This window comes from Nocardioides albus (genome assembly GCF_014648255.1).
Lineage (GTDB): Bacteria > Actinomycetota > Actinomycetes > Propionibacteriales > Nocardioidaceae > Nocardioides > Nocardioides albus.
In genome coordinates this window covers 293,495-315,625 of the sequence record NZ_BMQT01000005.1, presented here as the reverse complement: position 1 = coordinate 315,625, position 22,131 = coordinate 293,495, and the positions used below count along the sequence as shown (strand labels likewise).

The 22,131-nt window shown below is 69.3% G+C and carries 18 protein-coding genes; 5 read left to right on the top strand and 13 right to left on the bottom strand.

The window, feature by feature from the left end:
* Positions 1-47 precede the first annotated feature (47 nt).
* The 6 genes from IEY84_RS12770 to IEY84_RS27080 are packed head-to-tail and all read right to left on the bottom strand — an operon-like array spanning position 48 to position 7,008.
* Complete coding sequence (locus IEY84_RS12770; RefSeq protein ID WP_183547893.1) at positions 48-1,082, bottom strand: MCE family protein; 1,035 nt, start codon at positions 1,080-1,082, stop codon at positions 48-50.
* Positions 1,079-2,092 carry an MCE family protein gene (locus IEY84_RS12765; RefSeq protein WP_229788623.1) on the bottom strand — a complete coding sequence of 338 codons (1,014 nt, stop codon included), beginning with the start codon at positions 2,090-2,092 and terminating at the stop codon, positions 1,079-1,081. The genes IEY84_RS12770 and IEY84_RS12765 overlap by 4 nt, the downstream gene beginning before the upstream one ends.
* On the bottom strand, positions 2,092-3,123 hold the full coding sequence (locus IEY84_RS12760; RefSeq protein WP_183547890.1) for an MCE family protein: 1,032 nt from the start codon (positions 3,121-3,123) through the stop codon (positions 2,092-2,094). Before IEY84_RS12760 ends, IEY84_RS12765 begins: the two co-directional genes overlap by 1 nt.
* Positions 3,120-4,400: an MCE family protein gene (locus tag IEY84_RS12755; RefSeq protein ID WP_183547888.1), complete on the bottom strand. Its 1,281-nt coding sequence runs from the start codon at positions 4,398-4,400 to the stop codon at positions 3,120-3,122. The genes IEY84_RS12760 and IEY84_RS12755 overlap by 4 nt, the downstream gene beginning before the upstream one ends.
* Positions 4,397-5,239 (bottom strand): MlaE family ABC transporter permease, encoded by an 843-nt coding sequence (locus tag IEY84_RS12750; RefSeq protein WP_183547886.1) that lies wholly within the window; start codon positions 5,237-5,239, stop codon positions 4,397-4,399. The genes IEY84_RS12755 and IEY84_RS12750 overlap by 4 nt, the downstream gene beginning before the upstream one ends.
* Positions 5,239-7,008: an ABC transporter permease gene (locus IEY84_RS27080; protein WP_183547883.1), complete on the bottom strand. Its 1,770-nt coding sequence runs from the start codon at positions 7,006-7,008 to the stop codon at positions 5,239-5,241. Before IEY84_RS27080 ends, IEY84_RS12750 begins: the two co-directional genes overlap by 1 nt.
* 288 nt (positions 7,009-7,296) lie before the next feature.
* On the opposite strand from IEY84_RS27080, the gene IEY84_RS12740 reads away from it, so the two are divergent.
* The 4 genes from IEY84_RS12740 (at position 7,297) to IEY84_RS12725 (ending at position 11,936) form a co-directional block, all read left to right on the top strand.
* Positions 7,297-8,517, top strand: coding sequence for a PucR family transcriptional regulator (locus tag IEY84_RS12740; RefSeq protein ID WP_183547881.1), 1,221 nt, complete (start codon positions 7,297-7,299; stop codon positions 8,515-8,517).
* Positions 8,518-8,523: 6 nt separating this feature from the next.
* A complete protein-coding gene (locus IEY84_RS12735; protein ID WP_183547879.1) occupies positions 8,524-9,549 on the top strand; it encodes an HAD family hydrolase in 1,026 nt (341 codons plus the stop codon).
* A gap of 112 nt (positions 9,550-9,661) precedes the next feature.
* Positions 9,662-10,876, top strand: a complete 1,215-nt coding sequence (locus IEY84_RS12730; protein WP_183547877.1) for a lytic transglycosylase domain-containing protein — start codon at positions 9,662-9,664, stop codon at positions 10,874-10,876.
* Positions 10,877-11,069: 193 nt separating this feature from the next.
* Positions 11,070-11,936, top strand: a complete 867-nt coding sequence (locus IEY84_RS12725; protein WP_183547875.1) for a GTP-binding protein LepA — start codon at positions 11,070-11,072, stop codon at positions 11,934-11,936.
* Positions 11,937-12,182: 246 nt separating this feature from the next.
* Here IEY84_RS12725 and IEY84_RS12720 read toward each other — a convergent pair whose 3' ends face one another.
* Positions 12,183-14,411, bottom strand: a complete 2,229-nt coding sequence (locus IEY84_RS12720; protein WP_229788621.1) for a transglycosylase domain-containing protein — start codon at positions 14,409-14,411, stop codon at positions 12,183-12,185.
* Between the two features lie 240 nt (positions 14,412-14,651).
* On the opposite strand from IEY84_RS12720, the gene IEY84_RS12715 reads away from it, so the two are divergent.
* Positions 14,652-15,506 (top strand): MbnB/TglH/ChrH family RiPP precursor modification enzyme, encoded by an 855-nt coding sequence (locus IEY84_RS12715; protein ID WP_183547864.1) that lies wholly within the window; start codon positions 14,652-14,654, stop codon positions 15,504-15,506.
* A 42-nt stretch (positions 15,507-15,548) separates the two neighbouring features.
* On the opposite strand, the gene IEY84_RS12710 is transcribed toward IEY84_RS12715, so the two are convergent.
* The 6 genes from IEY84_RS12710 to IEY84_RS12685 form a co-directional block, all read right to left on the bottom strand.
* Positions 15,549-16,442, bottom strand: coding sequence for an Abi-alpha family protein (locus IEY84_RS12710; RefSeq protein ID WP_221209011.1), 894 nt, complete (start codon positions 16,440-16,442; stop codon positions 15,549-15,551).
* The gene (locus IEY84_RS12705) at positions 16,439-17,761 is read right to left on the bottom strand and encodes a DUF445 domain-containing protein (protein WP_183547862.1); all 1,323 of its coding nucleotides are present in this window, start codon (positions 17,759-17,761) and stop codon (positions 16,439-16,441) included. Before IEY84_RS12705 ends, IEY84_RS12710 begins: the two co-directional genes overlap by 4 nt.
* A gap of 81 nt (positions 17,762-17,842) precedes the next feature.
* Positions 17,843-18,874, bottom strand: a complete 1,032-nt coding sequence (locus tag IEY84_RS26705) for an Abi-alpha family protein (RefSeq protein WP_221209010.1) — start codon at positions 18,872-18,874, stop codon at positions 17,843-17,845.
* Positions 18,871-20,166: a DUF445 domain-containing protein gene (locus IEY84_RS12695; RefSeq protein ID WP_189129303.1), complete on the bottom strand. Its 1,296-nt coding sequence runs from the start codon at positions 20,164-20,166 to the stop codon at positions 18,871-18,873. Before IEY84_RS12695 ends, IEY84_RS26705 begins: the two co-directional genes overlap by 4 nt.
* Before the next feature lie 263 nt (positions 20,167-20,429).
* Entirely contained in the window at positions 20,430-20,864 is a 435-nt protein-coding gene (locus IEY84_RS12690) for a heat shock protein transcriptional repressor HspR (protein WP_183547860.1), read from the bottom strand.
* Entirely contained in the window at positions 20,864-22,057 is a 1,194-nt protein-coding gene (locus tag IEY84_RS12685) for a DnaJ C-terminal domain-containing protein (RefSeq protein ID WP_183547858.1), read from the bottom strand. Before IEY84_RS12685 ends, IEY84_RS12690 begins: the two co-directional genes overlap by 1 nt.
* Between the last annotated feature and the right edge of the window lie 74 nt (positions 22,058-22,131).

The window sequence follows — 22,131 nt, the reverse complement described above, 5'->3', positions numbered from 1 at the left end:
GCTCGACCACCGAACGACGACGCTCGACCACCGGTTCATCGGGATCATCACTGCTCCTCTCCGACACCGGGAAGCAGGACCGGTGGCGCATCCTCGGAGGTCTGGCCGGTGAGGCCGTCACCGGACCACACGCTCAGCTCGTTCAGGTTGGTGCGACCGACCAGGGTGTTGGATCCCGGGTCGTAGGCGTTGACGAACTTCTGCAGCACCTGCGGGATCGTGGCGACCGCCTCCTGGAGCGATTCGTTCTGGTCGACGAGGACCTGGGTCGGGCCGTGCAGGTTCTCCACGCTCGTCCGCATCACGCCACGGTTGTCCTCGATGAACGACTCCAGCAGCGCGAGCGCCTCGCCCAGGTTGCCGACCGCGGAGGCGAGATCGTCGCGGTCGTCGGCGAGATACTCGGTGACCTGCGCGAACCGGCGGTTGGCATCCTCGACCCCGTCGTCGTGCTCGAGCAGGGTCTTGTTGAACGTGTCCAGGTTCGAGACCGTGGCGAAGAAGTCCTGGTCGACGTCGGCCAGCGTCGCGGAGGCGTCGGCGCCCTCCCGGATCACCTGGTTGATGTCGGCGCCCTGCCCGTCGAGGTTGGCCGCGATCACCTCCAGGAACCGCGACAGCGCGCCGTTCTGGTTGGCCCCCTCGGGACCGAGCTGCTTGCCGGTCTCGGTCAGCGAGGCGTAGAGGTCGTCGATCTCGACCGGCACGGCGGTCTCCTCGATGACGGTGCCGTCGCGGAGCTCGGGGCCGTCGACGTACGGCTCGGTGAGCTGCACGAAGCGGTCCGAGACCAGCGTCGGAGCCACGATCACGGCCTCGGTGTCGGCCGCGGCGCTCTGGCCGGGGTCGAGCATCATCGAGACCTTCACGTGCTCACCGGCCGGGGTCACCGACGTCACCTTCCCGACCGGCACGCCGAGAATCTGCACGTCGGAGCCCGGATAGAGGCCCACGGAGGCCTCGAAGAGCGCGGCGAACGTGGTGCCCTTGCGCCCCTCCCGGATCCCGTACGCAGCACCCCACCCGATCGCGCCGACGACCGCGACCACGAGCAACCCTGAGATGAACCGACGGATTCTCATCGCGTCCCTCCAGGCTGGCAGTCGCGGGTGACGTCGTTGTCGAGCACGGGCGCGTTGTCCTTGTCGAAGAGACCGCAGCCGTAGACGTCGATCCAGGGGCCGTTGCTCATCGAGGCGCCGACGACGCGGTAGTAGGCGCCGATCTGGGAGAGCGCCTTGTCGAGGTGGTCCTGGTTGCGCTGGAGGATGACGGCGACCTGGTCGAGCTTCTCGAGCGCTGGCTGAAGCCGCTTCCGGTTGTCCTCTACCAGTCCGGTGATCTGCTTGGCGAGATCGTCGGTGTAGGTGAGCATCTGGTGGATCGCCTCGCGGCGCGCGGCCAGCTCCTCGAGCAGCTTGTCACCGTCCTCGATCAGCAGCCCGATCTCCTCGTTGCGCTCGGCAAGGGTGTCGGTGACCGTGGTCGTGGTCCTCATCAGCTCGGCGAGCTCCTGATCGCGCGAGGAGATCGTGCGGGAGAGCCGGGTGAGGCCGGAGACCATGCCGCGTACGTCCTCGGGGGTGTCCTCGAAGACCTCCGACAACGCGGCCATCGACTCCTCGACCTGGGCCATGTCGATCTCCCCGACGGTCGTGGACAGGTCGGAGAAGGCGGCGTTGACGTCGTAGGGGGTGGTGGTGCGGGACACCGGGATCGGGTCCCGGAGCCGGCCCGGACCGCCCGGGTCGAGGGCGAGGAACTTGCGTCCCAGCAGCGTCTTCACCTTGATCGAGGCGGTGGTCTGGGAGCCGAGAGAGACGTCCTTGGCACGGAACCTGATCAGCACCTTGTCTCCGTCGAGCTCGAGCGAGGAGACCTCGCCGACCTTCACCCCGGCGACCCGGGCCTCGTCGCCGGGACGGATCCCGGCGGCCTCGGCGAAGTAGGCCTCGTAGGTCTCGCCGGCGCCGACGACGGGAAGGTCCTCGGCGTTGAACGTGGCGAGGAAGACGCCGGTCATGGCGACGATCCCGACCACTGCGATGACGACCTTGTTGCGTTCGGCGAACGACTTCGGATAGCGGGCCATCATTGGCACCTTCCTGCCGGCGAGTCCACACCGAGGTCGCCGTAGTAGCCCTCGGGTTTCGGGATCCGCCCGTCGATGGAACAGATGTAGAAGTTGAGCCAGCCGCCGTAGGAGGCCATCCGGCCGATCTCGTCGGTCTTCTGGGGCATCGTGGTCAGGAACTTCGTGAGCGCCTCGTCGTTCTCGGCGAGGTTCCCCGAGAGTTCGCCGAGGGAGTCGATCGAGTCGCGCAGCGGCTTACGGCCCTCCTCCAGCAGCCCGGTCACGCTCTCGGAGAGCTCGCCCATCCCCTCGATGGTCGAGCCGAGCGTCTTGCGGTCCGCGGCCAGCCCGGAGACCAGACGCTGCAGCGTCACCAGGGTGGTGTCGAGCATCCCGGTGCGCTCGCTGACCACCTCGAGGACCGAGTTGAGGTTGGTGATCAGATCGCCGATCACCTGGTCCCGGTCGGCGAGGGTCGAGGTCAGCGAGGCCGTCGAGGAGAGCAGCGACTCGACCGTCGCCCCTTCGCCCTGGAAGACCGCGATGATCTGGGCGCTGAGGTTGTTGACGTCCTCGGGGTCGAGGAACTTGAACAGCGGCTGGAAGCCGTTGAAGAGCATCGTCAGGTCCAGCGCCGGCCGGGTCTCGTCGAGCGAGAACGTGTAGCCCTTGCGCAGCGGGTCGCCGCCGGGGGCGCCAGGCTCGAGGGCGATGTACCGCTGCCCGATCAGGTTGCGGAACCGCAGCTCCGCACGGGTCCCTTCGACCATCGGCGCCGACTCGGTCGCGGTGAAGACCACCTCGGCGGTGTCGTTGTGCCGCAGCCCGATGGACTGGACGGTGCCGATCTTCACCCCCGCCATGCGCACGTCGTCACCCTTGTTGAGGCTGGTCACGTCGGTGAACAGCGCGGTGAACGTACGCCCCGACGAGCTCGACCCGTTGGAGATCGTCGTCGCCAGCGCTGTCATCGCCAGGACGGTCACCAGCGCGAAGACCACCGACTTGGTGAGCGTCACCGCAACCGAACCGCCGTTCCCGCTCCTCATCGGACGATCACCTCCGTGCCTCGCAGGGTCGGGCCGAGCAGCAGGCTCGACCAGGTCGGATACTCATCAGGTGCCATGCCTTCCGCTGGTGCCATCACCTCGGCGATCAGCTGGTTCTCGCCCTTGGAGTTCTGCTCGCCCAGTCCCGTCGTCGCGCCGAAGGTGCGTACCCGGTCCGTCGGCGGCGCCTCGATCTGCTCGGCCGTCGCCGCCGTTCCGGTGACCGCCGGCTGGCTACCGGTCCGGCCGGTGACGTACGGACAGCGCGGACCGCCGGTGCGCAGCTTCGGGACGTAGCCGGGCCGATAGGGCTGCCGGATGTCGGTCACGCTGACCAGCGCGTGGATCCCGGGTTCGTCGGTCCCCTTGCCGAGGTTCTTGGCCATCGCCGGCGCATAGTCGCGCAGGGCGCTGAACAGGCATGGGAAGGACGAGGCGTACGGGCTGACCGCACGCAGCGCGTCGCGCGAGGTGTCGGAGAGCACCACGATCGTCTCCCGGTTGCGCTCGAGCCACCGGTCACTGTCCCGTGCCGTGGTGGTCACCGACCGGAACGTCTCGGCGAGCTGCTTCTGCTGGTCCACGAGAGTCGCAGCGGTCACCGTCATGGTGTCCAGCGCGTCCAGCAGGTCGGGCGCGGCCTCCTCGAAGTGGCCCGCGACCCGTCCCAGGGAAGCCAGGTCGTCGGCCAGCTGCGGCACCAGGGGGTTGAGCTTCTTCAGATAGTCGGCCCACGCCGAGAAGACCTCGCCGATGTCGTCGCCGTTGTCGCGCAGCATCGTCGCCAGCTCGCTCAGCGTCGCGTTGAGCTTGTGCGGCTGGATCGCCTTCAGGACCGGGAGCAGCTCGTCGAGCACCTGCTCGAGCTCGACCGCCTCGTCGGAGCGGTCCTGCTCGATGACGTCGCCGGCCTCCAGGTCGGGTCCGCCCGCGGTCGGCTGCAGGGCGACGTAGCGCTCGCCGAAGAGGGTCTTCGGCAGCAGCCGCGCGGTGGTGTCCGACGAGAGATCGGAGAGGGCATCCGGCTCCAGCGCCAGCGTCAGCTCGGCGCCGCCCTCGCGGGCCGAGACGGTGCGTACGGTGCCGACCGGCACCCCGCGCAGCTTGACGTCGGAGCCCTCCTGGAGAGCGTTGCCGAGGGTGCCGGTGGTCAGCGTGACGTCGGAACGGTCCACGAACGTCTGGTCGTAGGCGAGCCAGGCGCCGAGCCCCACCGCGGCCACCACGGCCACGTAGCACAGGCCGAGGAACGCATCACGAACTCTCGAGAGGCTCATCCCGCGATCCTCACCGTCGTCGTCGCGCCCCACATCGCCATCGAGAGCGCCAGGTCGAGCAGCGCGACGACGACGATGGTCCGCCGCACCGAGCGCCCGACCGCGATCCCGACCCCGGAGGGCCCGCCGCTGGCGTAGAAGCCCAGCCGGCAGTGGATCAGGATGATCAGGATCGAGAAGATCAGCACCTTGCCGAACGAGAGCAGGATGTCGATGGGCGGCAGGAAGAGCTGGAAGTAGTGGTCGTACGTCCCGGCCGACTGCCCGTGGAAGTAGACCGTCACGATCCGCGAGCCCATATAGGACGTCAGCAGCCCGACCACGTAGAGCGGGATGATCGCGACGAAGCCGGCGACCACCCGGGTGGAGACCAGGTAGGGGATGGTCCCGAGCCCCATCACCTTGACGGCGTCGATCTCCTCGTTGATCCGCATCGCGCCGAGCTGGGCGGTGAACCCGGCCCCGACGGTCGCCGACATCGCCAGCGCCGCCACCAGCGGGGCGATCTCGCGGGTGTTGAAGTAGGCGGAGATGAACCCGTTGAGGGTCGAGGTGCCGATCTGGTCGAGCGCTGCGTACCCCTGCATGCCGACGACCGTTCCGACGAAGATGCTCATCCCCGTCATCACCCCGATCGTGCCGCCGATGACCGCGAGCGCGCCGGTGCCGAAGGAGACCTCGGAGAGGATCCGGAGGATCTCGCGCGGGTAGTTCTTGATCGCCGACGGGATGCCCACCAGCACCTTGCCGTAGAACCGGATGTCCTTCCCGGTCTGCACCAGCCCGTCGAGCGAGCGGTCGATCCGCGACCGCTTCTTCACCACGTCTACGGTCGCCATCAGGCACCCTTCCCAGGAACGAGCTCGAGATAGAGCATCGTGATCACGGTGTTGACGAAGAAGAGCAGCATGAAGGTGACGACGACCGACTGGTTGACCGCCTCGCCCACCCCCTTCGGCCCTGGTTTGGTGTTGAGCCCGCAGAACGCGGCGACGAGGCCGGCGATGAGCCCGAAGAGCACCGCCTTGATCTCGCCCACCCACAGGTCGGAGAGCTGGGCGAGGGCGGTGAAGGAGGAGAGGTACGCCCCGGGTGTCCCACCCTGGATGATGACGTTGAAGAAGTAGCCGCCCAGCACGCCTACGACGCTGACCAGGCCGTTGAGCAGCACCGCTGCGAGCACACAGGCGAGCACGCGTGGCACCACGAGCGCCTGGATCGGATCGACTGCGATCACTCGCATCGCATCGATCTCGTCTCGGATCGTCCGCGATCCCAGGTCGGCGCAGATCGCGGCCCCGCCGGCCCCGGCGATGACCAGCGACGTCACGATCGGCGCGGCCTGCTGCACGACGGCGAGGACCGAGGCGGCTCCGGTGAAGGACTGCGCGCCGATCTGCACCGTCAGGGTGCCGAGCTGAAGCGCGATCACCGCGCCGAACGGGATCGCGACCAGCATCGCCGGGATCCAGGAGACGGAGGTGACGAACCAGAACTGGTCGAGCAGCTCGCGGGCCGCGAACGGTCGCCGGAAGGCAGCCCGGAACGTGTCCAGACCCAGCGCGAAGAGCGCCCCGACCTTGTCGAGACCTCGGCTGACCGGGTCCTTCGTCCTGACCGCTGCCGGGGCTCGGTCAACGTCGTCGTCATCGGCGGTGTAGAGCGCCGCAGCACCGCTCGCGACCCGGTCCGCATGTCGCGCCGCCCCTTCCCGAGGCAAACCGCTGGCCGGGGCGAGCTGACGGGGCAGCACCTCGATGGCGCGGGCGCCGGCGCGTACGGTCGCCACTCCCCCGGTCGGGTAGTAGGCCTCGCCCTCGACGTAGTCGTCGTTGACCCCGTGGTCGGTCTCCTCGCTCATCCCGATCGGCCCGATCGGGTCGCCGCTCATGAACTGCGAGACGACCGGGTGGTCGGTGAGCAGGAACTCCTCGCGCGGGCCGTACATCACCAGTCGGCGCCGGTAGAGCATGCCGAGGTTGTCCGGGAGCGTACGGGCCAGCTCGATGTTGTGGGTGACCACCAGCATCGTGGCGTCGGTGGCGGCGTTGACGTCGACCAGGAGCTGGGCGAGGTTGGCCGTACGCACCGGGTCGAGCCCCGAGTCGGGCTCGTCGCACAGGATGATCGACGGCTCGGTGACCAGCGAGCGGGCCAGGCCGGCGCGCTTGCGCATCCCGCCGGAGATCTCGCCGGGCAGCTTGTGCTCCTGCCCCATCAGCCCGACCAGGTCGAGCTTGTCGTTGGTGATCTGCCTGATCTCCGACTCGCGCTTCTTGGTGTGGGCCCGCAGCGGGAACGCGACGTTGTCGAAGACGCTCATCGACCCGAAGAGCGCGCCGTCCTGGAAGAGCACGCCGAACCGCTTGCGCAGCTCCTGCCGCTGCGACTCCCGCGCCTTGACCATGTCGACGCCGTCGACCAGACAGACGCCGGCCTCGGGCCGCAACAGCCCCATCAACGATTTCAGGAACACCGACTTGCCCGTGCCCGAGGGCCCGAGCAGTGCGGTGATCTCGCCCTGGGGCAGCGTGAGGGTCACGTCGCTCCAGATGTTCTGGGACCCGAAGCTCTTGGTGAGTCCGGTGACCTCCACGGTGCCGCCCATCGCGGACCTCCCTGTTTCTGCCGATGTGGGGTGCGTCAACGATCGGGACAGTACGTGTGGCCCCGGTCACACGGGAGAGGTAATTCGATGAAGGGGCAAATCAGTGCCCGTATTTGTCATGCGCATGACAAATAAGCGCGGCCGAACCCCGCACTCGGGGCCCGTTCGGCCGCATGGCGGCACGGACGTACCGAATTTCGAGGGCGGCCCCGGCGAAGCCGTGCCATGGTGGTCGATACCGTCTCGGGCTGGTTTCACGAAGGAGCATGACGTGCAGCGGAGCACGAGATGACGCAGACCCAGCGATCCCCCGGTCTTCCCGGGTCCGCGGTGTGGATGCTGAAGAGCCTGGAGAGCGAGGTGCGGCCGATCGCTCGCCAGGTCACCCGGCACCTGCGCGAGAGCCTGCCCGCTGAGACCGAGGGCTTCGACGAGCTCATCTTCACCGCTGTGCACGGCGCGATGTCCCACTTCATCGACCTCGGCCTCGGGCGGGCCGCGCCCTATACCGCCATCGACGACCACTTCCGCAAGGTCGGCTTCCGCGTCGCCGCCCTGGGTGAGACCCGGGCCATCGTCGACGCCGGCATCGACATGGCCACCACCGAGCTCTGGGACGAGCTGCGCCGCCGAGCGGTCGAGAACGAGCTCTCCGCGGCTGCGCTGAATGCGCTCGACGAGATGATGAAGACGTACGTCGGCCACCTGACCTCGCAGGTCACGGCCGGGTTCGAGGCCGGCACCGAGGCACGCGACCAGGACAACGACGTCGCCCGGGCACGGCTGATCGACCGGATGCTGTCGGGCGCCTCCGCCGCCGAGATGGAGGTGCAGGCGGCGCTGGGCGAGTGGGAGCTGCCCGAGAAGGTGACCGTGATGGCGGTCGAGCTGAGAGACGGCACCCAGATCGCCTCCGGCGCCCTGTCCGCCACCGCTCTCACCCGCCGCCGCGAGCCCACGCAGGTGGTGATCTGCCCGCCTCACGACACCGCGACGATCACCAAGCAGGTGCGGGCTGCGGCAGGGCCGAAGTCCCGCGTCTCGATCTGCTGGCCGATGCCGCCCGAGGACGTCCCCGCCGCCTGGCGCTGGGCCAACCGCGCCCTGGCCCTGGTCAACGCACGAGTCATCCCGGCCAAACCGGTCATCGACTGCCTCGCCTACCGCACCGAGATCTGGCTCCACGCCGAGCCGGTGATGCGCCGCCAGCTCGCCCAGGAGCTGCTCGAGCCCTTGCTGGCGGAGTCGGAGAACTCCCGCGAGATCCTGACCGAGACGCTGCTGGTCTGGCTCGAGACCCGGGAGAGCGCTCCGGCGATCGCGGCCGTGCTCGGGGTGCATCCGCAGACCATCCGCTACCGCTGGAAGCGGATCAACGAGCTCTTCGGTGAGTCCCTGCGCGACCCCGCGTTCGTCACCCAGCTCCTCCTGCTGCTCAAGGCGAGCGTGCCGCTCTGGGTCGCCGGCGACCAGAGCGACTTCGACCGCTATCAGCAGCAGACCGGATGATCCGGGATGATCTCGATGGTGCTGGAGCTGGTCGTTCTCGGGGTCGGAGCCCTGGCTGCGTACGTCCTGGGGGCACGGTTCCCGCGCGTCGTAGCAGGCTGGGTCGGGCGTAGGTCAGGGATCGAGGCGGTGCCGGGGCCCGCGTGGACGGCGGCGGCGAAGGTCGATGCGGTGGTGCTCGATCGGTGGGGCACGGTGACGACCGGCAGGCTGAAGGTGACCACGGTCGACCCGCTGGACCCCGATCACGTCCGCAACCTGCGCTGGTTCGCGGGCGCGCTGGAGCACGAGGCCGAGGGACGGTTGGCCCGGGCGATCGCACGGCTCTCGCCCCGGGGCAAGGTGAGCGGCTTCGAGCAGGTCCCGGGCTGTGGCGTGCTGGGCTCGGTGGACCGGCACCCCGTACGCATCGGACGGCCGGCCTGGGTCGGCATGGCCGAGCGCAACGACCTCGGCGTGGTCGTCGGGGTCGAGCTGGACGGACGCCCGCTGGGCTACCTCGTCGTCGGTGACGAGCTCCGCGACGAGGCGCGGACGGCGGTCTCCCGGCTCGCCGCGCTCGGGGTGACCCCGGTGCTGGTCTCCGACGACACCGCCCGCAACACCGAGCACCTGGCCGAGGCGTGCGGGATCGAGCGCGCTCATCCCGAGATCGCGCCCGAGAAACGCGCCCGACTCGTCGCCGAGCTCCAGGAGCAGGGGCACGTGGTGGCGTTCGTGAGCTCACGCCCGGAGGACGCCGAGGCGCAGGCCGCGGCCGACCTGGCGGTGGGCGCGGACGGCAGCGTACGCCTGCAGGATCTCGATGTCGGCCGGGTCGCTGCCCTGCTCTCGACCGCTCGCGGGGTGGCTACCGGGGCTCGGCTCGCCGGGCCGCTCGGACCGGTGCCTGCCCTGGTCGGTCTGGGGCTGGCGGTGCTGGGTCTCGGGTCGGTCGTGCTCTCGGCGATCTGTGCGCTGCTGTGTCTGGTGACGGCAGCCGCGGTGGGGGCGGTCAGCGTGATGCGGACCGAAAACTTGTCACGTACGTGAGTAATTTCGGCAGAAGTCTGGCCCGAGATCACTGAAGGCGTTGTGGCGGGGCTCACATTCGTGGGTGGATCGGTGTCGTCGACCTGTGACCCACCCGAGGATGTGACCGAGGATGACCCCACGAGCCGGTCTGTTCGTCAAGGTCGCGGCAGTGCCCGTGGCCGCCGCGACCGCTGCCTGGACGATCCACGCGATCCAGGATGCCCGACGCGTCGATGCCACAGTCGACGTGAGCCGGGTGCCGATCGAGGTGCCCGAGTACGAGCTGCGCCCGCCGGTGAGCGTCTCCGCGGTCAAGCCGCTGCCGAAGTCCACCCCGACCCTCGCGGCCAAGCCGGCGGGGTTCGCCGCGAACGCGGCGGCAGGCATCATCCCCGACGTCGCGCTCGCGGCCTACCAGCGGTCGGCCTCCGTGCTCGCCGATGCCGATCCGAGCTGCCGGCTCGACTGGTCGCTCGTGGCCGCCATCGGCCGGGTCGAGTCCGACCACGGGCGCGCCGGGGGCAACACGCTCTCCGCCTCCGGCGTCGCGACACCAGGCATCTACGGTGTCCCGCTCACCGGGGCCGCCGGGACGGCCCGGATCATGGACACCGACGGTGGGGCGTACGACCGCGACCTGACGTACGACCGCGCCATCGGGCCGATGCAGTTCATCCCCTCCACGTGGTCCGAGGTCGGTGTCGATGCCGACTCCGACGGACGCCGAGACCCGCAGGACGTCGATGACGCCGCGCTCGCGGCCGCGGTCTACCTCTGCTCCGGCTCGGCCGACCTCTCCACCGAGGCCGGGCAGCGCTCTGCGGTGCTGCGCTACAACCGCAGCGGCGCGTACGCCTCGGCCGTCCTGCAGATCGCCGACGGCTACCGGCTCGGCACCTTCGAGACGCCGACCGGGGTCGTTCTGCCCGCCGCCCAGATCCCGACCACCTCCGACCTCGAGCCGCTCTCCGGTGGTTCGCCCAGCGGCCAGCCACCTCGGCGCTCCCCCGACGGCTCGCCCACCGGTGGTGCCACCGGTACGCCCGGTGGTGGCTCCACCACGCCTTCGGCCCCGTCACCATCGGCCTCACCCTCCCCCGGTGGTGGCGGGACCGTCGTCCCCTCGCCGACCTCCGACCCGGAACCGACCGGCTCCCCCTCTCCGACCGACGACCCGCCCCCGACGGAGACCCCCACCGAGACCCCCACCGTGGACCCGACGCCCACAGAGACGCCCTCCGAGTCCCCGACCGAGACGCCCACCGAGACACCGACCGCCACCGAATCAGCCACCACGGCTGCGAACGAACCGGCCGGAGCGGATGGCGCCACCGGAACCCCCTGAGCTCGGCCCCTGATCGTGTTGGCCTCGGCACGCCCGCTCGCGCTCCCGCCCTGACCATTCCTCTCCTGTGGTCGGGCCTCGGGAGCCTCCCTCACGGCGCGTGTCGAGGCCAACACTCCTAATTCGCATTACAACCCCGGGTGCGACGGGCACACTGGAGGCGCTGCCTGACCCACCACCAGGAGCCGCCTCCATGCAGACCGAAAACGACCGTCTCGTCGCTCATGTCGCGCGCCTCGGCGAGGAGCACCCGCCGATCCCGATGGACTCCGTCGACTTCACCGTGAACGACCCGGCTGGCTTCGGGGACCGCTTCGGTCACGTCCTCGACTACATGGCCCGGGTCGAGCTCGAGGTCGACCGCAACGTGCTCGAGATCTCCACGATGCTCCCCAACCCGCCCGAGGTGGACAAGCGGTTCTACGCCGAGGTGTGGCAGCCGCAGGAGATCCAGCACGGGCTGATCCTCGACCGGCTCCAGCAGCTCCTCGGTCGCCCGCCGGCGACCACCGACCTCGACCATGTCGGCCTGAAGCTGAAGGTGCTCGGCCTGCTGGCCCACCTGGAGCCGTTCCAGGACGTCTGCCGGATGCTCTACTACCTGACCGGGATGGCGACCGAGCGCTCCGCCGTGATCGCCTACAACCTGCTCCACGACGGGGTCATCGAGACCGGTGAGCACGCCGTCGCCGAGACCGTCATCGCGCCGATCAAGCGTCAGGAGCCGGGTCACTACGCCTTCTACCAGCTTTCCGCGCGGGCCCATTGGGCCACGCTCGCCGCCTGGCAGAAGTGGCTGGTCAGACGCATGCGCCGGATCTCCTTCGCGCCCGTCGGGGTCAACAACGTGACCCAGCTCGCCGACTTCGGCGAGGTCATGGAGACCCTCGGCGTCGACCACGAAGGCCGCGACCTCGCCGCGGACGTCGCCCGGGTCGAGCAGGAGCTCCTCTGGGCCCGCGACCGCGGCCTCCCGGTGCCCGACTACGTCACCCGCGCCTTCCGCGAGGCTGTCGAGGCGGCTGCGGCGCGGCGCGCGGCCGTTCGTCTAGGTATGTAGCCGAACCTGCACTCCCCACGTGGAACTCCCCCAGGGAAGTGACAGCTGACCTGCATACCTAGACGAACGGCCGCCGCACCGCCCGCCTGCTCACCGGGTCCGCTCGTCGCGCGTACGGCCCCGGCGGGCGCGGCGCGCGGGGGGTATGTTCATCTAGGTATGCAGCCGAACCCGCACTCCCCACGCGGAACTCCCCCAGGGAAGTGACAGCTGACCTGCATACCTAGACGAACGGCCACCACGCGCCTACCCGCGCCACTTCGACACGAGCATCTCGACCGACGCGCCCTTGATCGCCCGGCTTCCGGGGACGGTCCCGACGACCGTGCCCTTCTTCCAGTGCGACCGGACCCGCTTGCCGACCACCGGCTTGAACCCAGCCGCCTTGAGCCGGGCGGTGGCCTTGGCGACCGTGAGCCCCTCGACCTTCGGAATCTTGATGCCCTTGCCGTTGACGACAGCGGCACCAGGGCGTACGAAGTTGGCGGAGCCGAGCTTGTTGTCGATCGCTCGCATCGCGTCGGACCACATCGGTCCGGCGACGGTCGAGCCCGAGGCCGAGGCGACGTAGCCGCCGCGGAGGCGCTGCCCGTTGAGGGTGACCCAGTTGCCCTCGTAGTTGGCACCGGCGATCATCGAGGCGGTCGCGAGGTTCGGGGTGTAGCCGTTGAACCACACCGCGCGGTTGCTGTTGGTGGTGCCGGTCTTGCCGGCCGACGGCACGCTCAGCGCGAGCCGCTGCCCGAACCCGCCCGGCTGCAGCACACCGCGGAGGATGTCGTTCATGGCGTCGGCCGTGCTCGCCCGCATCACCTGCTCGCAGGAGGAGGCGTATTCCTTCATCGTCTTCCCGTCGGGGCCGATGATCGCGCTCACCGGGCGCGAGTCGCAGTGCTTGCCGCGGGCGCCGAACGTCGCGTACGCCTCAGCCATCTCCAACGGCGACACGTCGACCGGGCCGAGGGTGAAGGACGGCACCCGCTCGTGGGCGGGGTCGGTCAGGCTGATGCCCATCTTCTTCGCGAGCGTGTAGGGGGCGCAGACACCGGTGAACTGCTCGAGCCGGACGTAGAAGGTGTTCACCGACTCCCGGGTGCCGGTGTAGAGGTTCTTGTTGCCCGAAGTGGTCGAGTTGCCGACCGGGTAGGGGTTGGGGCTGAAGTTGCCCTCGCCGGGGCAGTTGGCGAAGGACGCCTGGTTGAACGTCTTCTTGGGCGGCGACGGGATCTCCTGCCGGAGCGGGAAGCCCTTCTCGATCGCCGCGGCACCGACGAAGACCTTGAAGGTCGAGCCGGCCTGGAAGCCGTTGGCGTCGCCGTACTCCTTCGGCACCAGGTAGTTGAGGTAGGACTCGCCCTTGCGACGGTTCTCCCCCATCGGTCGCGACTGGGCGAGCGCCTTGACGTCGCCGGTGCCGGGCTCGACCATCGCCAGGGCGCCGACCGCGTTGTCGGTGGGCGAGACGCGGCCGGTCACCGACCGCTGCGCCGCCTTCTGGAAGCTCGAGTCCAGGGTCGTCTTGATCGTCAGACCACCGGTCTGCAGCAGCCGCCAGCGCTCGGCCTCAGTCGCGCCGAGCGACTCGTCGGCGAGCAGCCACTGCAGCGCGTAGTCACAGAAGAACTCCGCCGACGACCCGAAGCAGCCGTTGCGGCTGTCCTGCACGTCGAGCCCCAGGTCGCTCTCCTTGAGCTCCTCGGCCTCGGCCCGCGGAAGGTCCCCGACCTGCACCAGCCGCTCGAGCACCAGGTTGCGGCGGGCCACCGTCGCGTCGGGGTAGTCGGTCGGGTCGTAGCCGGTCGGGTTCTTCACCATCCCGGCGAGCATCGAGGCCTGTCCCCAGGTCAGGTCGGCGGCGTCGACGCCGAAGTAGTGCTTCGCGGCCGCCTGCACCCCGTAGGCGGAGTCACCGAAGTAGGCCGCGTTGAGGTAGCGCTCGAGGATCCAGTCCTTGTCGTGGTGCTCCTCGAGCCAGATCGCGTAGCGCAGCTCGCGGATCTTGCGGGCCGTGGACTTCTCGGTCGCGGCGGCTCGCTCCTCGTCGGTGTCGGCGCCATAGACGAGGGTCGTCTTGACGAGTTGCTGCGTGATCGACGAGCCGCCCTGGACCGAGCCCGACTCCGAGGCCGAGTTGCGCAGCAGCGCGCGCAGCGTGCCCTTGAGGTCCATCGCGCCGTGCTCGTAGAAGCGGGTGTCCTCGATCGCGAGCAACGCCTTCGGCATGTTGGGCGAGATCTCGTCTAGCGACTTGTAGGACCGGTTCTGGTCATAGAGGGTGGTGATCACCTTGCCCTGGGCATCCAGGATGCGGGTCGTCTGCGACAGCTCACCCATGTCGATGTCGAGCGGCAGCTCGTCCATCGCCTCGACGCCCGACTTGGCCGCCACCCCGGTCAGGTGGACGAAGGGGATCGCCAGTCCGGAGGCGACCAGACCGGTCACCGCGGCGACGCCGATGAAGGCCGCGAACCGCATCGCGACACGGTGAAAGGGCAGGGAACGAACGGCTTTGCGCGGCAAGTTAGGGGGCTCCTACCCGGGCCTCGAGCCAGGACCGGCGAGGGTTGCGAACGATCGGAGAACAGATTTCAGACTACCGGAAAGGCCCACACGGACCACTGTCGCTGGGCGGCGGCTGCAAGGCGGCGACCGAAGCGGGCTGAGCCAGGCAGGAATTCGGCAGACGACGATCACCCTCCGGTCCACACTTGAGCCATGACGCGACAGGTTCAGGGGACTGCGGTGGCCTGGCGTCCGGCCATCGCCGACCTGCTGATCTCGTACGCCGCGTCCGGCCGGCTCGGGTTCACCGAGGTCGTCGCCGAGAATCTCTCCGTGGATCGGCTTCCGCCCGCGCTGACCTCGCTCGGAGTGCCCGTGGTCGTGCACGGGGTCGAGCTTGGACTCGGCGGGGCGGCCGAGCCGTCTGCCGAGCGCCTGGCCCATCTCGCCGGGCTCGCCGAGGCGCTGGGGAGTCCGGTCGTGTCCGAGCACATCGCGTTCGTACGCGCCGCCGAGACCCCGTCCGACCTCCACGGCGATGTCTTGGAAGCCGGCCATCTGCTGCCGCCTCCGCGCACCCGTGAGTCGCTGGACGTGCTGTGCGAGAACGTCCGCGTCGCTCAGTCCGCGCTTCCCGTTCCGCTCGCCGTCGAGAACATCGCGGCCCTCTTCACCTGGCCCGAGGACACCTACACGGAGCCGGACTTCCTGACCGAGCTCGTCGAGCGCACCGGCGTCGGGATCGTCCTCGACGTCGCCAACCTCTACGCCTCCGCGACCGCCCGCGGCACCGACCCTGCGGCCGAGCTCCGACGCTTCCCGCTCGACGCAGTGGCCTATGTGCATGTGGCCGGCGGCGTCGAACGCGAAGGCCTCTACCTCGACACCCACGCACACCCGATGCCGCCGCCGGTGCTCTCGCTCCTGGAGACCCTCGTCGACGCCTACGCCGGACGCGACCTGCCCGGCATCATGCTCGAGCGCGACAGCGACATCTCACCCGAGACGGTCGCTCCGGAGTTCGAGACGCTGGCACGAGCAGCCGGACGGGCTGCGTCGAGGAGCTGACACCCTGCGGCGGCGGAGGAGGCACCTGACGTCGGTCATCGGTCAGGCCTTGGGCAGATCGGCCCCGCCGGTCACCGGCGCCTGGTGCTCCGGGTAGACCGACTCGGCCGAGCCCTCGTCCACGAGCGTGGTGCGGCCGAAGGCCTCGCCGAACGGCGTCAGGTGCACCGAGCGGCGTACGATCTTGGCGAACTTCACCGAGTGCAGCGCCTCCAGCACGTCGGGCTGCGCCTCGAGGACCTGGTATTCCAGCGGGTCGGGCAGCGGCTCCTTGGAGAACCACACCAGCCCGAGCCGGAACAGGTTGTTCAGGTAGGCCGGCACCCGCTCCGGATACCGCACGCCGCTGCGTCCGGCGATCATGTTGAGCCCGGGGGCGATCATGGTGCTGCCGACGAGCCCGGCAGGACCGCCGGTGCGGATGTCGACCGAGGGCTGTGGTCCCGCCTTGAGCAGGTAGAGCAGCATCCGCGCCTCGTCGGGCGCGAGCTCGTCGAGGATCCGAGCGTACGCAGGGTGCCCCTGCTCGTCGGCCCAGACGTCACGAGAGCGGTCGAGCAGCTCGGCGCCGCGGCGACGCAGCACCGGCAGGGAGTCCTCGGACGCCTCGGTCTCCCGCGCACGGGCGAGCACGACATCGTGACCGGCTGCCTCGTAGTCGGGCCCGGCGAGCTCCATCACCGGCTGTGCGCCGGGCCGGATGATCCTGGCGGCGGTGCCGGCGACGATCCCCACGGCCTCGGCCGTCTCCCGCACCAACCCGTCGCGTACGTCCTGGTCGACCATCGCCCGGGCGACCCGGATACCGGCGCGGCTGGAGGTGCGCAGCCCCCATCCGGCCGTGTGCCAGGCAGCGCCTGCCGCCACCCTCGCCAGACCGGGAGCGGTGCCGGCAACGGCGGAGGCGGTCGGGACGACCTTGCCCAGGATGCTCATGTCGGAAAGATTAGAAGGTGCAGGAAGCCGCCCGCGAGCCCCATGATCGCGCCGTGGGCGTAGAGCATCCATTCGTCCTCCTTGATCGCTGACCTCATCATGTCCACGAAGTCGCCCGGCGGGAGCTCCTTGGTGCGCCGCGCGACCAGGTCGCGGATCTTGTCCGCCTGGTGACGGCTGAAGCCGGGATCACGGAACGGCACCAGCGTACGATCCGCCGCCTCGTTGGCGACCGAGGTGCTGATCCGGTCGAACCGCTCCGACCCGAGCGCGATCCGCACCGCGCCCCGGTAGGGCCCGGCCGCCCGGTCGACAGCGGGCATCAGTGCGTTGATCAGCAGCTTGCGGGTGGCGTCGCCGCGGGGGCCGTCGAGCAGGAAGTCACCGATGCGCTCGAGCGTGATCACGTCGGTGGCGATGATGTCGGCGTAGACCTCCGCGGCCTGCTCCTGGCGGCGCGGGAAGAGACCCTGCACCTTGATCCCCAGGATGCGCCGCGGTTCGGCGGGCTCGAAGATGAGCCACATGCCGAGCAGGTTCGTCACCCAGCCGACGACCACGCCGAGCACGGGAAGCAGCCACCAGACGTGGAAGGTCTGGTCGACCAGTGCCACCGGGATGCCGAGTAGGAACCCGAAGATGAACCCGAAGGCGACCATCAGGTTGAGCTCGCGCTGACCGAAGTCGCGGAAGATCCTGACCACGAGGGCGGGGTTCTTGCGGAAGTGGTCGATGACCATCAGCTTCGGGTCGAGCAGCTGGTTGATGTGCACCCCGATGTCGTCGGTGACCTTGTGCACGATGGACGGGAGCTGGGCCTGCACCCGGACGATGATCGCGTCCTTGACCGGCCGCGGCAGGTCACGCCAGAGCCGCGGATGCTCGCGCATCATGATCTGGTCGACGAGGTCGGGCACCTCCGGACGGAAGGTCTCCACGATGTGCGTGGCGATCTCCGAGGGGCCGAGCTGCTGGTAGAAGTCGCTGGGGGTGCCGAGCTTGGCGATCGCCTTGTCGACGGCGATCGAGCCCATCTTCGCGGCCCGGGCGGGGATGATCCCCTGCCAGCCGAGCCCGCCCTGGGCGAAGCCCGGGACCTCCTGCAGCTTGTGTGGCAGCACCCTGGTCAGCTCGCGCAGCCCGGGCACCTGGAAACCCTTGAAGGTGAGCGGGGAGAAGAGCATGTAGAGACCCGACCAGTTGATCAGCCAGCCGATCACTCCGGTGAAGATCGGGATGGTGATCAGCGAGAGCCAGTGGACGTGGGCAGCCCAGTCCTCGAGCCAGCTGACCAGCGAGTCCTGCCACTCCGGCGACATCCGAGCTCCTTCCGCCAGAGTTCCAGACCGTCAGTATGCGTACCCTACCCACAGGCGAACGCACACACCCCGAAGCGTCTGCTATTCGGTTGACGCTTCCGTCGCCGCGCCGGGAGGGATCTCGTGGCTCGGCAGCAGGTCGAGATCATCGACATCGGCGAAGCACGCCCGAGCGAAGTCCTGCCCGAACGGTGTCAGGTGGATCGAGCGCCGCTTGATCCGAGCGCCGCCCTTGCCATGACGAGCCTCGAGCACGTCGGGCTGCGCCTCGACCACCTGATAGCGGATCAGCTCGCTGACCGGCTCCTCGGACTGCCACACCAGCCCGAGCCGGGTCAGGTTGTTGAGGTACTGCGGGACCAGCGAGGCGTAGCGCACGCTGGCCTGCGCTCCGATCATGGTCAGGCCACGGGCGATCATCCGAGATCCGCGCAGATGGCCGAGCAGGCCGCCCTCGACCACGTCGACGGCCGGCTGCGGTCCGTCCTTGAGCATCAGCACCAGGATGCGGGCCTCGTCGGGGGCCAGCTCCTCGAGGATGCTGACGAAGGCAGGGTGGCGCTCGTTCTCGTCCCACACGTCCCGCGAGCGCCGCAGCAGCTCCTCGCCGGTCCGTCGCAGCCGGTCGGGACCGTCGCCGGGGGCGCCACCCCTGACCTGCGCAGCGTTGACCCGCGCAGCCCGGCCCTCCATCGCCGCCTTCGCGTTCTCGGCCGCCGGGAGCGCGACGCGCTCCAGCAGGCCGGTGATCGGGTTGCCGGTCGCGACCCGCTTCGCGAAGCCGGTCATCTGGCGGGCGTTGGTCGCCACGTCCTCGGTGAGTCGCACCGCCTCGTTGGGGTCGACGACCGCCTTCGCCACTCGGCCCACCCCACGGGCGTAGGTCCTCAGACCCCAGCCGGCGGTGTGGGCCACCGTCACCGCGGAGATCCTGAGCAGGCCCGGCAGAACGTCCATCGCCTCGTCGACGAGACCGCCGCTCGGCGCCGGTGTGGGCATACGGTGCATCCCCTCGCGGCCCTGCACGAGCTCCTCCTGCGGCTCGATCGAGGGCGCAGCGTACGTCTCCGGTCGGCGGGCCTCCGGCTCGGTGTTGATGTGGAGTGCGCTCACAACACGTTCCACCATTCGAAGACCGCGACGTGCAGGAACCCGCCCGCCAGACCCATGATCGCCCCGTGGGCGTAGAGCAGCCACTCGTCCTCCTTGATCGCTGCTCTCATCATGTCAACGAAGGTCTTCGGCGGCAGGGCCCGACACCGCTCCGCGATCAGTCGACGGATGTTGCACGACTGCTGCTGGCTGAAAGCAGCGTCACGCAGCGGGGTGAGTGTGTATTCGACCGCGTGCTCAGCGACCGAGGACCGGATCGCATCGAACCGCCTGGCCCCGACCGCGACCCGGACCGCGCCGTGCGCCGGCCCCACCGCTGCGTTGACCGCGGGTTCGAGGGCTGCGGCCAGCATCTGGCGAGTGCGGTCGCCGGAGGGTCCGTTGAGGAGGTGCTCGCCGATGTGCTCGAGCGTGATCACGTCCTTGGCGATGTGCTTGCCGTAGACGTCGGAGGCCTGCCACTGCCGCCGGGCGAAGAGCGCCTGGATCTTGATCGGGCCGATCCGCCTGGGCTCGGCCGGCTCGAAGATGAGCAGCATGCCGAGCAGGTTGGTCGTCCAGCCGACCAGCACCCCGAGGATCGGCAGCAGCCACCAGAGGTGGAAGGCCTGGTCGACGACGGCGACCGGGATGCCGAGGAGAAACCCGAAGACCGCACCGAAGACGACCATCATCCGCAGCTCACGTGCACCGAAGTCCTTGAAGATCCGTACGATGATCGACGGGTCCTTCTCGAAGTTCTCGATCACCATGATCTTCGGGTCGAAGAGCTGGTCGATGTGGTTGCCGATCTCGACCGTCACGTCGCCGACGACGTCGGGGAGCCGGGCCTGGACCCGCTCGATCACCGTCGCGCGCAGCGGGCGCGGCAGATCCCGCCAGAAACGCGGGTGCTCGCGCCACATGATCTCGTCGACCAGGAACGGGATCTCGGGACGGAAGACGTCGACGATGTGGGCCGCGATCTTGTCCGGCTCGAGCTGCTCGTAGAAGTCGCGGGCCGTCGCCATCTGAGACAGCGCCCGGTCGACGGCTATCGAGCCCATCTTCGCGGCCCGCGCCGGCACGATCCCCTGCCAGCCGAGCCCGCCGTGCAGGATGCCGGGGATCTCCTGGACCTTGCGCGGCAGCGAGCCGGCGATCTGCTGGAGCCCCGGGACGGTGATCCCGTGGAAGCGGATCGGGGAGAAGAGCATCCACAGCCCCGACCAGTTGATGAGCCAGCCGATCACGGCGGTGAAGACCGGTATCGACCAGAACGCGAACCAGTCGATCTCCCATGCAGAGAGCATGCTGAAGGACCCCATATTTCCGAGAGAGCGCCAACGGCGTCAGGCGCAGGTCCGATCCTGCCTGACCGGCGGGAAAACTGGAAGGACCCGGCGGGTCCGTCTCGGGTCGGCTCCACCGGGTCCGCCGCGTGTGCCCCGACCATATGGGGGTTGGTCCGACACTCGCGGCTTATTCATCAGTATGCGGGCAGTGCACCAACATCGGTTGTACCCGAAATCCACAACTCGCCAACAAATCTGTCAAGCGATCAGTTGGTGTCGAGCTAGCCGTGCTGGCGCCGCCAGACCACGATCGCCTGCCCTGGCGGCGACTGTCGAACCGCAGGAAGCCTGCTGGCCGGGCCCTTCGGCTCCGGAGCGGCCGCCCTCGCCTGGGCGAGCGCATCGCGGGTGGCGGCCAGCTCGTGCTGCAGCTCCTCGTTGCGCCGGCGCAGCGCGTCGACGTGCTGCTCGAGGGCCAGGATGCGGCGTACTCCCTCGATGCCGATGCCGGCCGAGGTCAGGTCCGCGATCGAGCGCAGCCGCTCGATGTCGTGGAAGGAGTAGCGCCGCCCGCCACCACCGGTGCGACCGGGGGTGATCAGACCCATCCGCTCATAGGTACGCAGCGTCTGCGGGTGCAGCCCGGTCAGCTCCGCGGCGACGCTGATCACATACACCGCGGCATCCGGAGACGGGCTGCCGAATCCGTCGCTCATCATGACTCCTCGAGAAGAGACGTACGCAGCGGCTTGCCGGCCATCGCGGCCCGATAGGCCTCGACGGCGGCCTTGGCATCGGCGTCGAGCACGGCCGGGATCTGCACCTCGACGGTCGCGAGCAGGTCGCCGACGGTGCCGTCAGCACGCCGGAACCCCTTGCCCCGGACCCGGAAGGTGCGGCCGTTGGGGGTGCCGGCGGGGATCCGCAGCGTCACCGGCGAACCGGAGAGCGTCGGCAGCTTCGCCTCCGCCCCGAGCGCCAGCTCGTCGAACCCGACGGGCACGTCGATGGTGAGGTTGTCGTCCTTGCGGCCGAAGACGCGGTGAGGCGTCACGTGCACTGTGACGTAGAGGTCGCCGGAGGGTCCCCCGTTCTCCCCGGCGGCGCCCTTGCCCTTGAGCCGGATCCGCTGCCGGTCCTTGACCCCGGCAGGGATGCGAGCCTGGATGGTGCGCGCCGAGGTGCCGCGGCCGGAGCCACGGCAGGTCGGGCAGGCCTCGTCGTAGATCAGCTGACGGCCGCCGCAGCGCGGGCAGGTCTCGTTCATCGAGAACGCACCGCCCACGGAGTTGACCACATAGCCGGCGCCCTCGCACTCGGGGCAGACTCGCGGCTTGGTGCCGGGCTTGCCGCCCGTGCCGTTGCAGTCGGGACAGGCGGCGTCGGAGGTCAGGCGCAGCGAGATGGTCACACCGTCGAGCGCGTCGGTGAACCCGATCGTGGCACTCGTCTCGACGTCGGCCCCCTTGATGGGCCGAGCCCGCGGAGTCGTACGCCGCCCGCTGAACCCTCCGCCGGCGCCACCGGCACCGCCGAAGAGGTCGCCGAACATGTCGCCGAGCCCGCCGCTCTGCGCACCGCCGCCACCGAAGAGGTCGTCGAAGTTGTAGCCGCGGCCGGCACCCGTTCCGCCGAAGCCGCCAGGGAAACCGCCCGAAGCACCGAGGGTGCGCACCTCGTCGTATTTCTTGCGCTTCTCGGCATCGCCGATGACGTCGTAGGCCTCGGCGACCTTCTTGAACTTCTCGTGCTTGGCGTCGTCGCCAGGGTTGGAGTCGGGGTGGTTGGCCCGCGCGAGCTTGCGATAGGCCTTCTTGATGTCGTCGCTCGAGGCGTCCTTCTTGACGCCCAGCTCGGCGTAGTAGTCCTTGTTGATCCAGTCCGGCCGGATCCCGTCGTTCTCAGCCACCTAGCCCCTCCTCCCTTCTTCTCGGTGGCCGAGGCCGTCGATCTCTCGACAGCCCCGGCCACCCATCGTTGTCA

Bases quoted from the DNA above. Each gene is read 5' to 3' on its own strand.
- IEY84_RS12715 (WP_183547864.1), top strand. From the start codon at position 14,652: ATGACGCGACAGGTTCAGGGGACTGCGGTGGCCTGGCGTCCGGCCATC.
- IEY84_RS12725 (WP_183547875.1), top strand. From the start codon at position 11,070: ATGCAGACCGAAAACGACCGTCTCGTCGCTCATGTCGCGCGCCTCGGC.
- IEY84_RS12710 (WP_221209011.1), bottom strand. From the start codon at position 16,442: ATGAGCATCCTGGGCAAGGTCGTCCCGACCGCCTCCGCCGTTGCCGGC.
- IEY84_RS12750 (WP_183547886.1), bottom strand. From the start codon at position 5,239: ATGGCGACCGTAGACGTGGTGAAGAAGCGGTCGCGGATCGACCGCTCG.
- IEY84_RS27080 (WP_183547883.1), bottom strand. From the start codon at position 7,008: ATGGGCGGCACCGTGGAGGTCACCGGACTCACCAAGAGCTTCGGGTCC.
- IEY84_RS12770 (WP_183547893.1), bottom strand. From the start codon at position 1,082: ATGAGAATCCGTCGGTTCATCTCAGGGTTGCTCGTGGTCGCGGTCGTC.
- IEY84_RS12735 (WP_183547879.1), top strand. From the start codon at position 8,524: ATGATCTCGATGGTGCTGGAGCTGGTCGTTCTCGGGGTCGGAGCCCTG.
- IEY84_RS12730 (WP_183547877.1), top strand. From the start codon at position 9,662: ATGACCCCACGAGCCGGTCTGTTCGTCAAGGTCGCGGCAGTGCCCGTG.
- IEY84_RS12720 (WP_229788621.1), bottom strand. From the start codon at position 14,411: ATGCGGTTCGCGGCCTTCATCGGCGTCGCCGCGGTGACCGGTCTGGTC.
- IEY84_RS12755 (WP_183547888.1), bottom strand. From the start codon at position 4,400: ATGAGCCTCTCGAGAGTTCGTGATGCGTTCCTCGGCCTGTGCTACGTG.
- IEY84_RS12695 (WP_189129303.1), bottom strand. From the start codon at position 20,166: ATGCTCTCTGCATGGGAGATCGACTGGTTCGCGTTCTGGTCGATACCG.
- IEY84_RS12765 (WP_229788623.1), bottom strand. From the start codon at position 2,092: ATGGCCCGCTATCCGAAGTCGTTCGCCGAACGCAACAAGGTCGTCATC.
- IEY84_RS12760 (WP_183547890.1), bottom strand. From the start codon at position 3,123: ATGAGGAGCGGGAACGGCGGTTCGGTTGCGGTGACGCTCACCAAGTCG.
- IEY84_RS12690 (WP_183547860.1), bottom strand. From the start codon at position 20,864: ATGAGCGACGGATTCGGCAGCCCGTCTCCGGATGCCGCGGTGTATGTG.
- IEY84_RS12740 (WP_183547881.1), top strand. From the start codon at position 7,297: ATGACGCAGACCCAGCGATCCCCCGGTCTTCCCGGGTCCGCGGTGTGG.
- IEY84_RS12705 (WP_183547862.1), bottom strand. From the start codon at position 17,761: ATGTCGCCGGAGTGGCAGGACTCGCTGGTCAGCTGGCTCGAGGACTGG.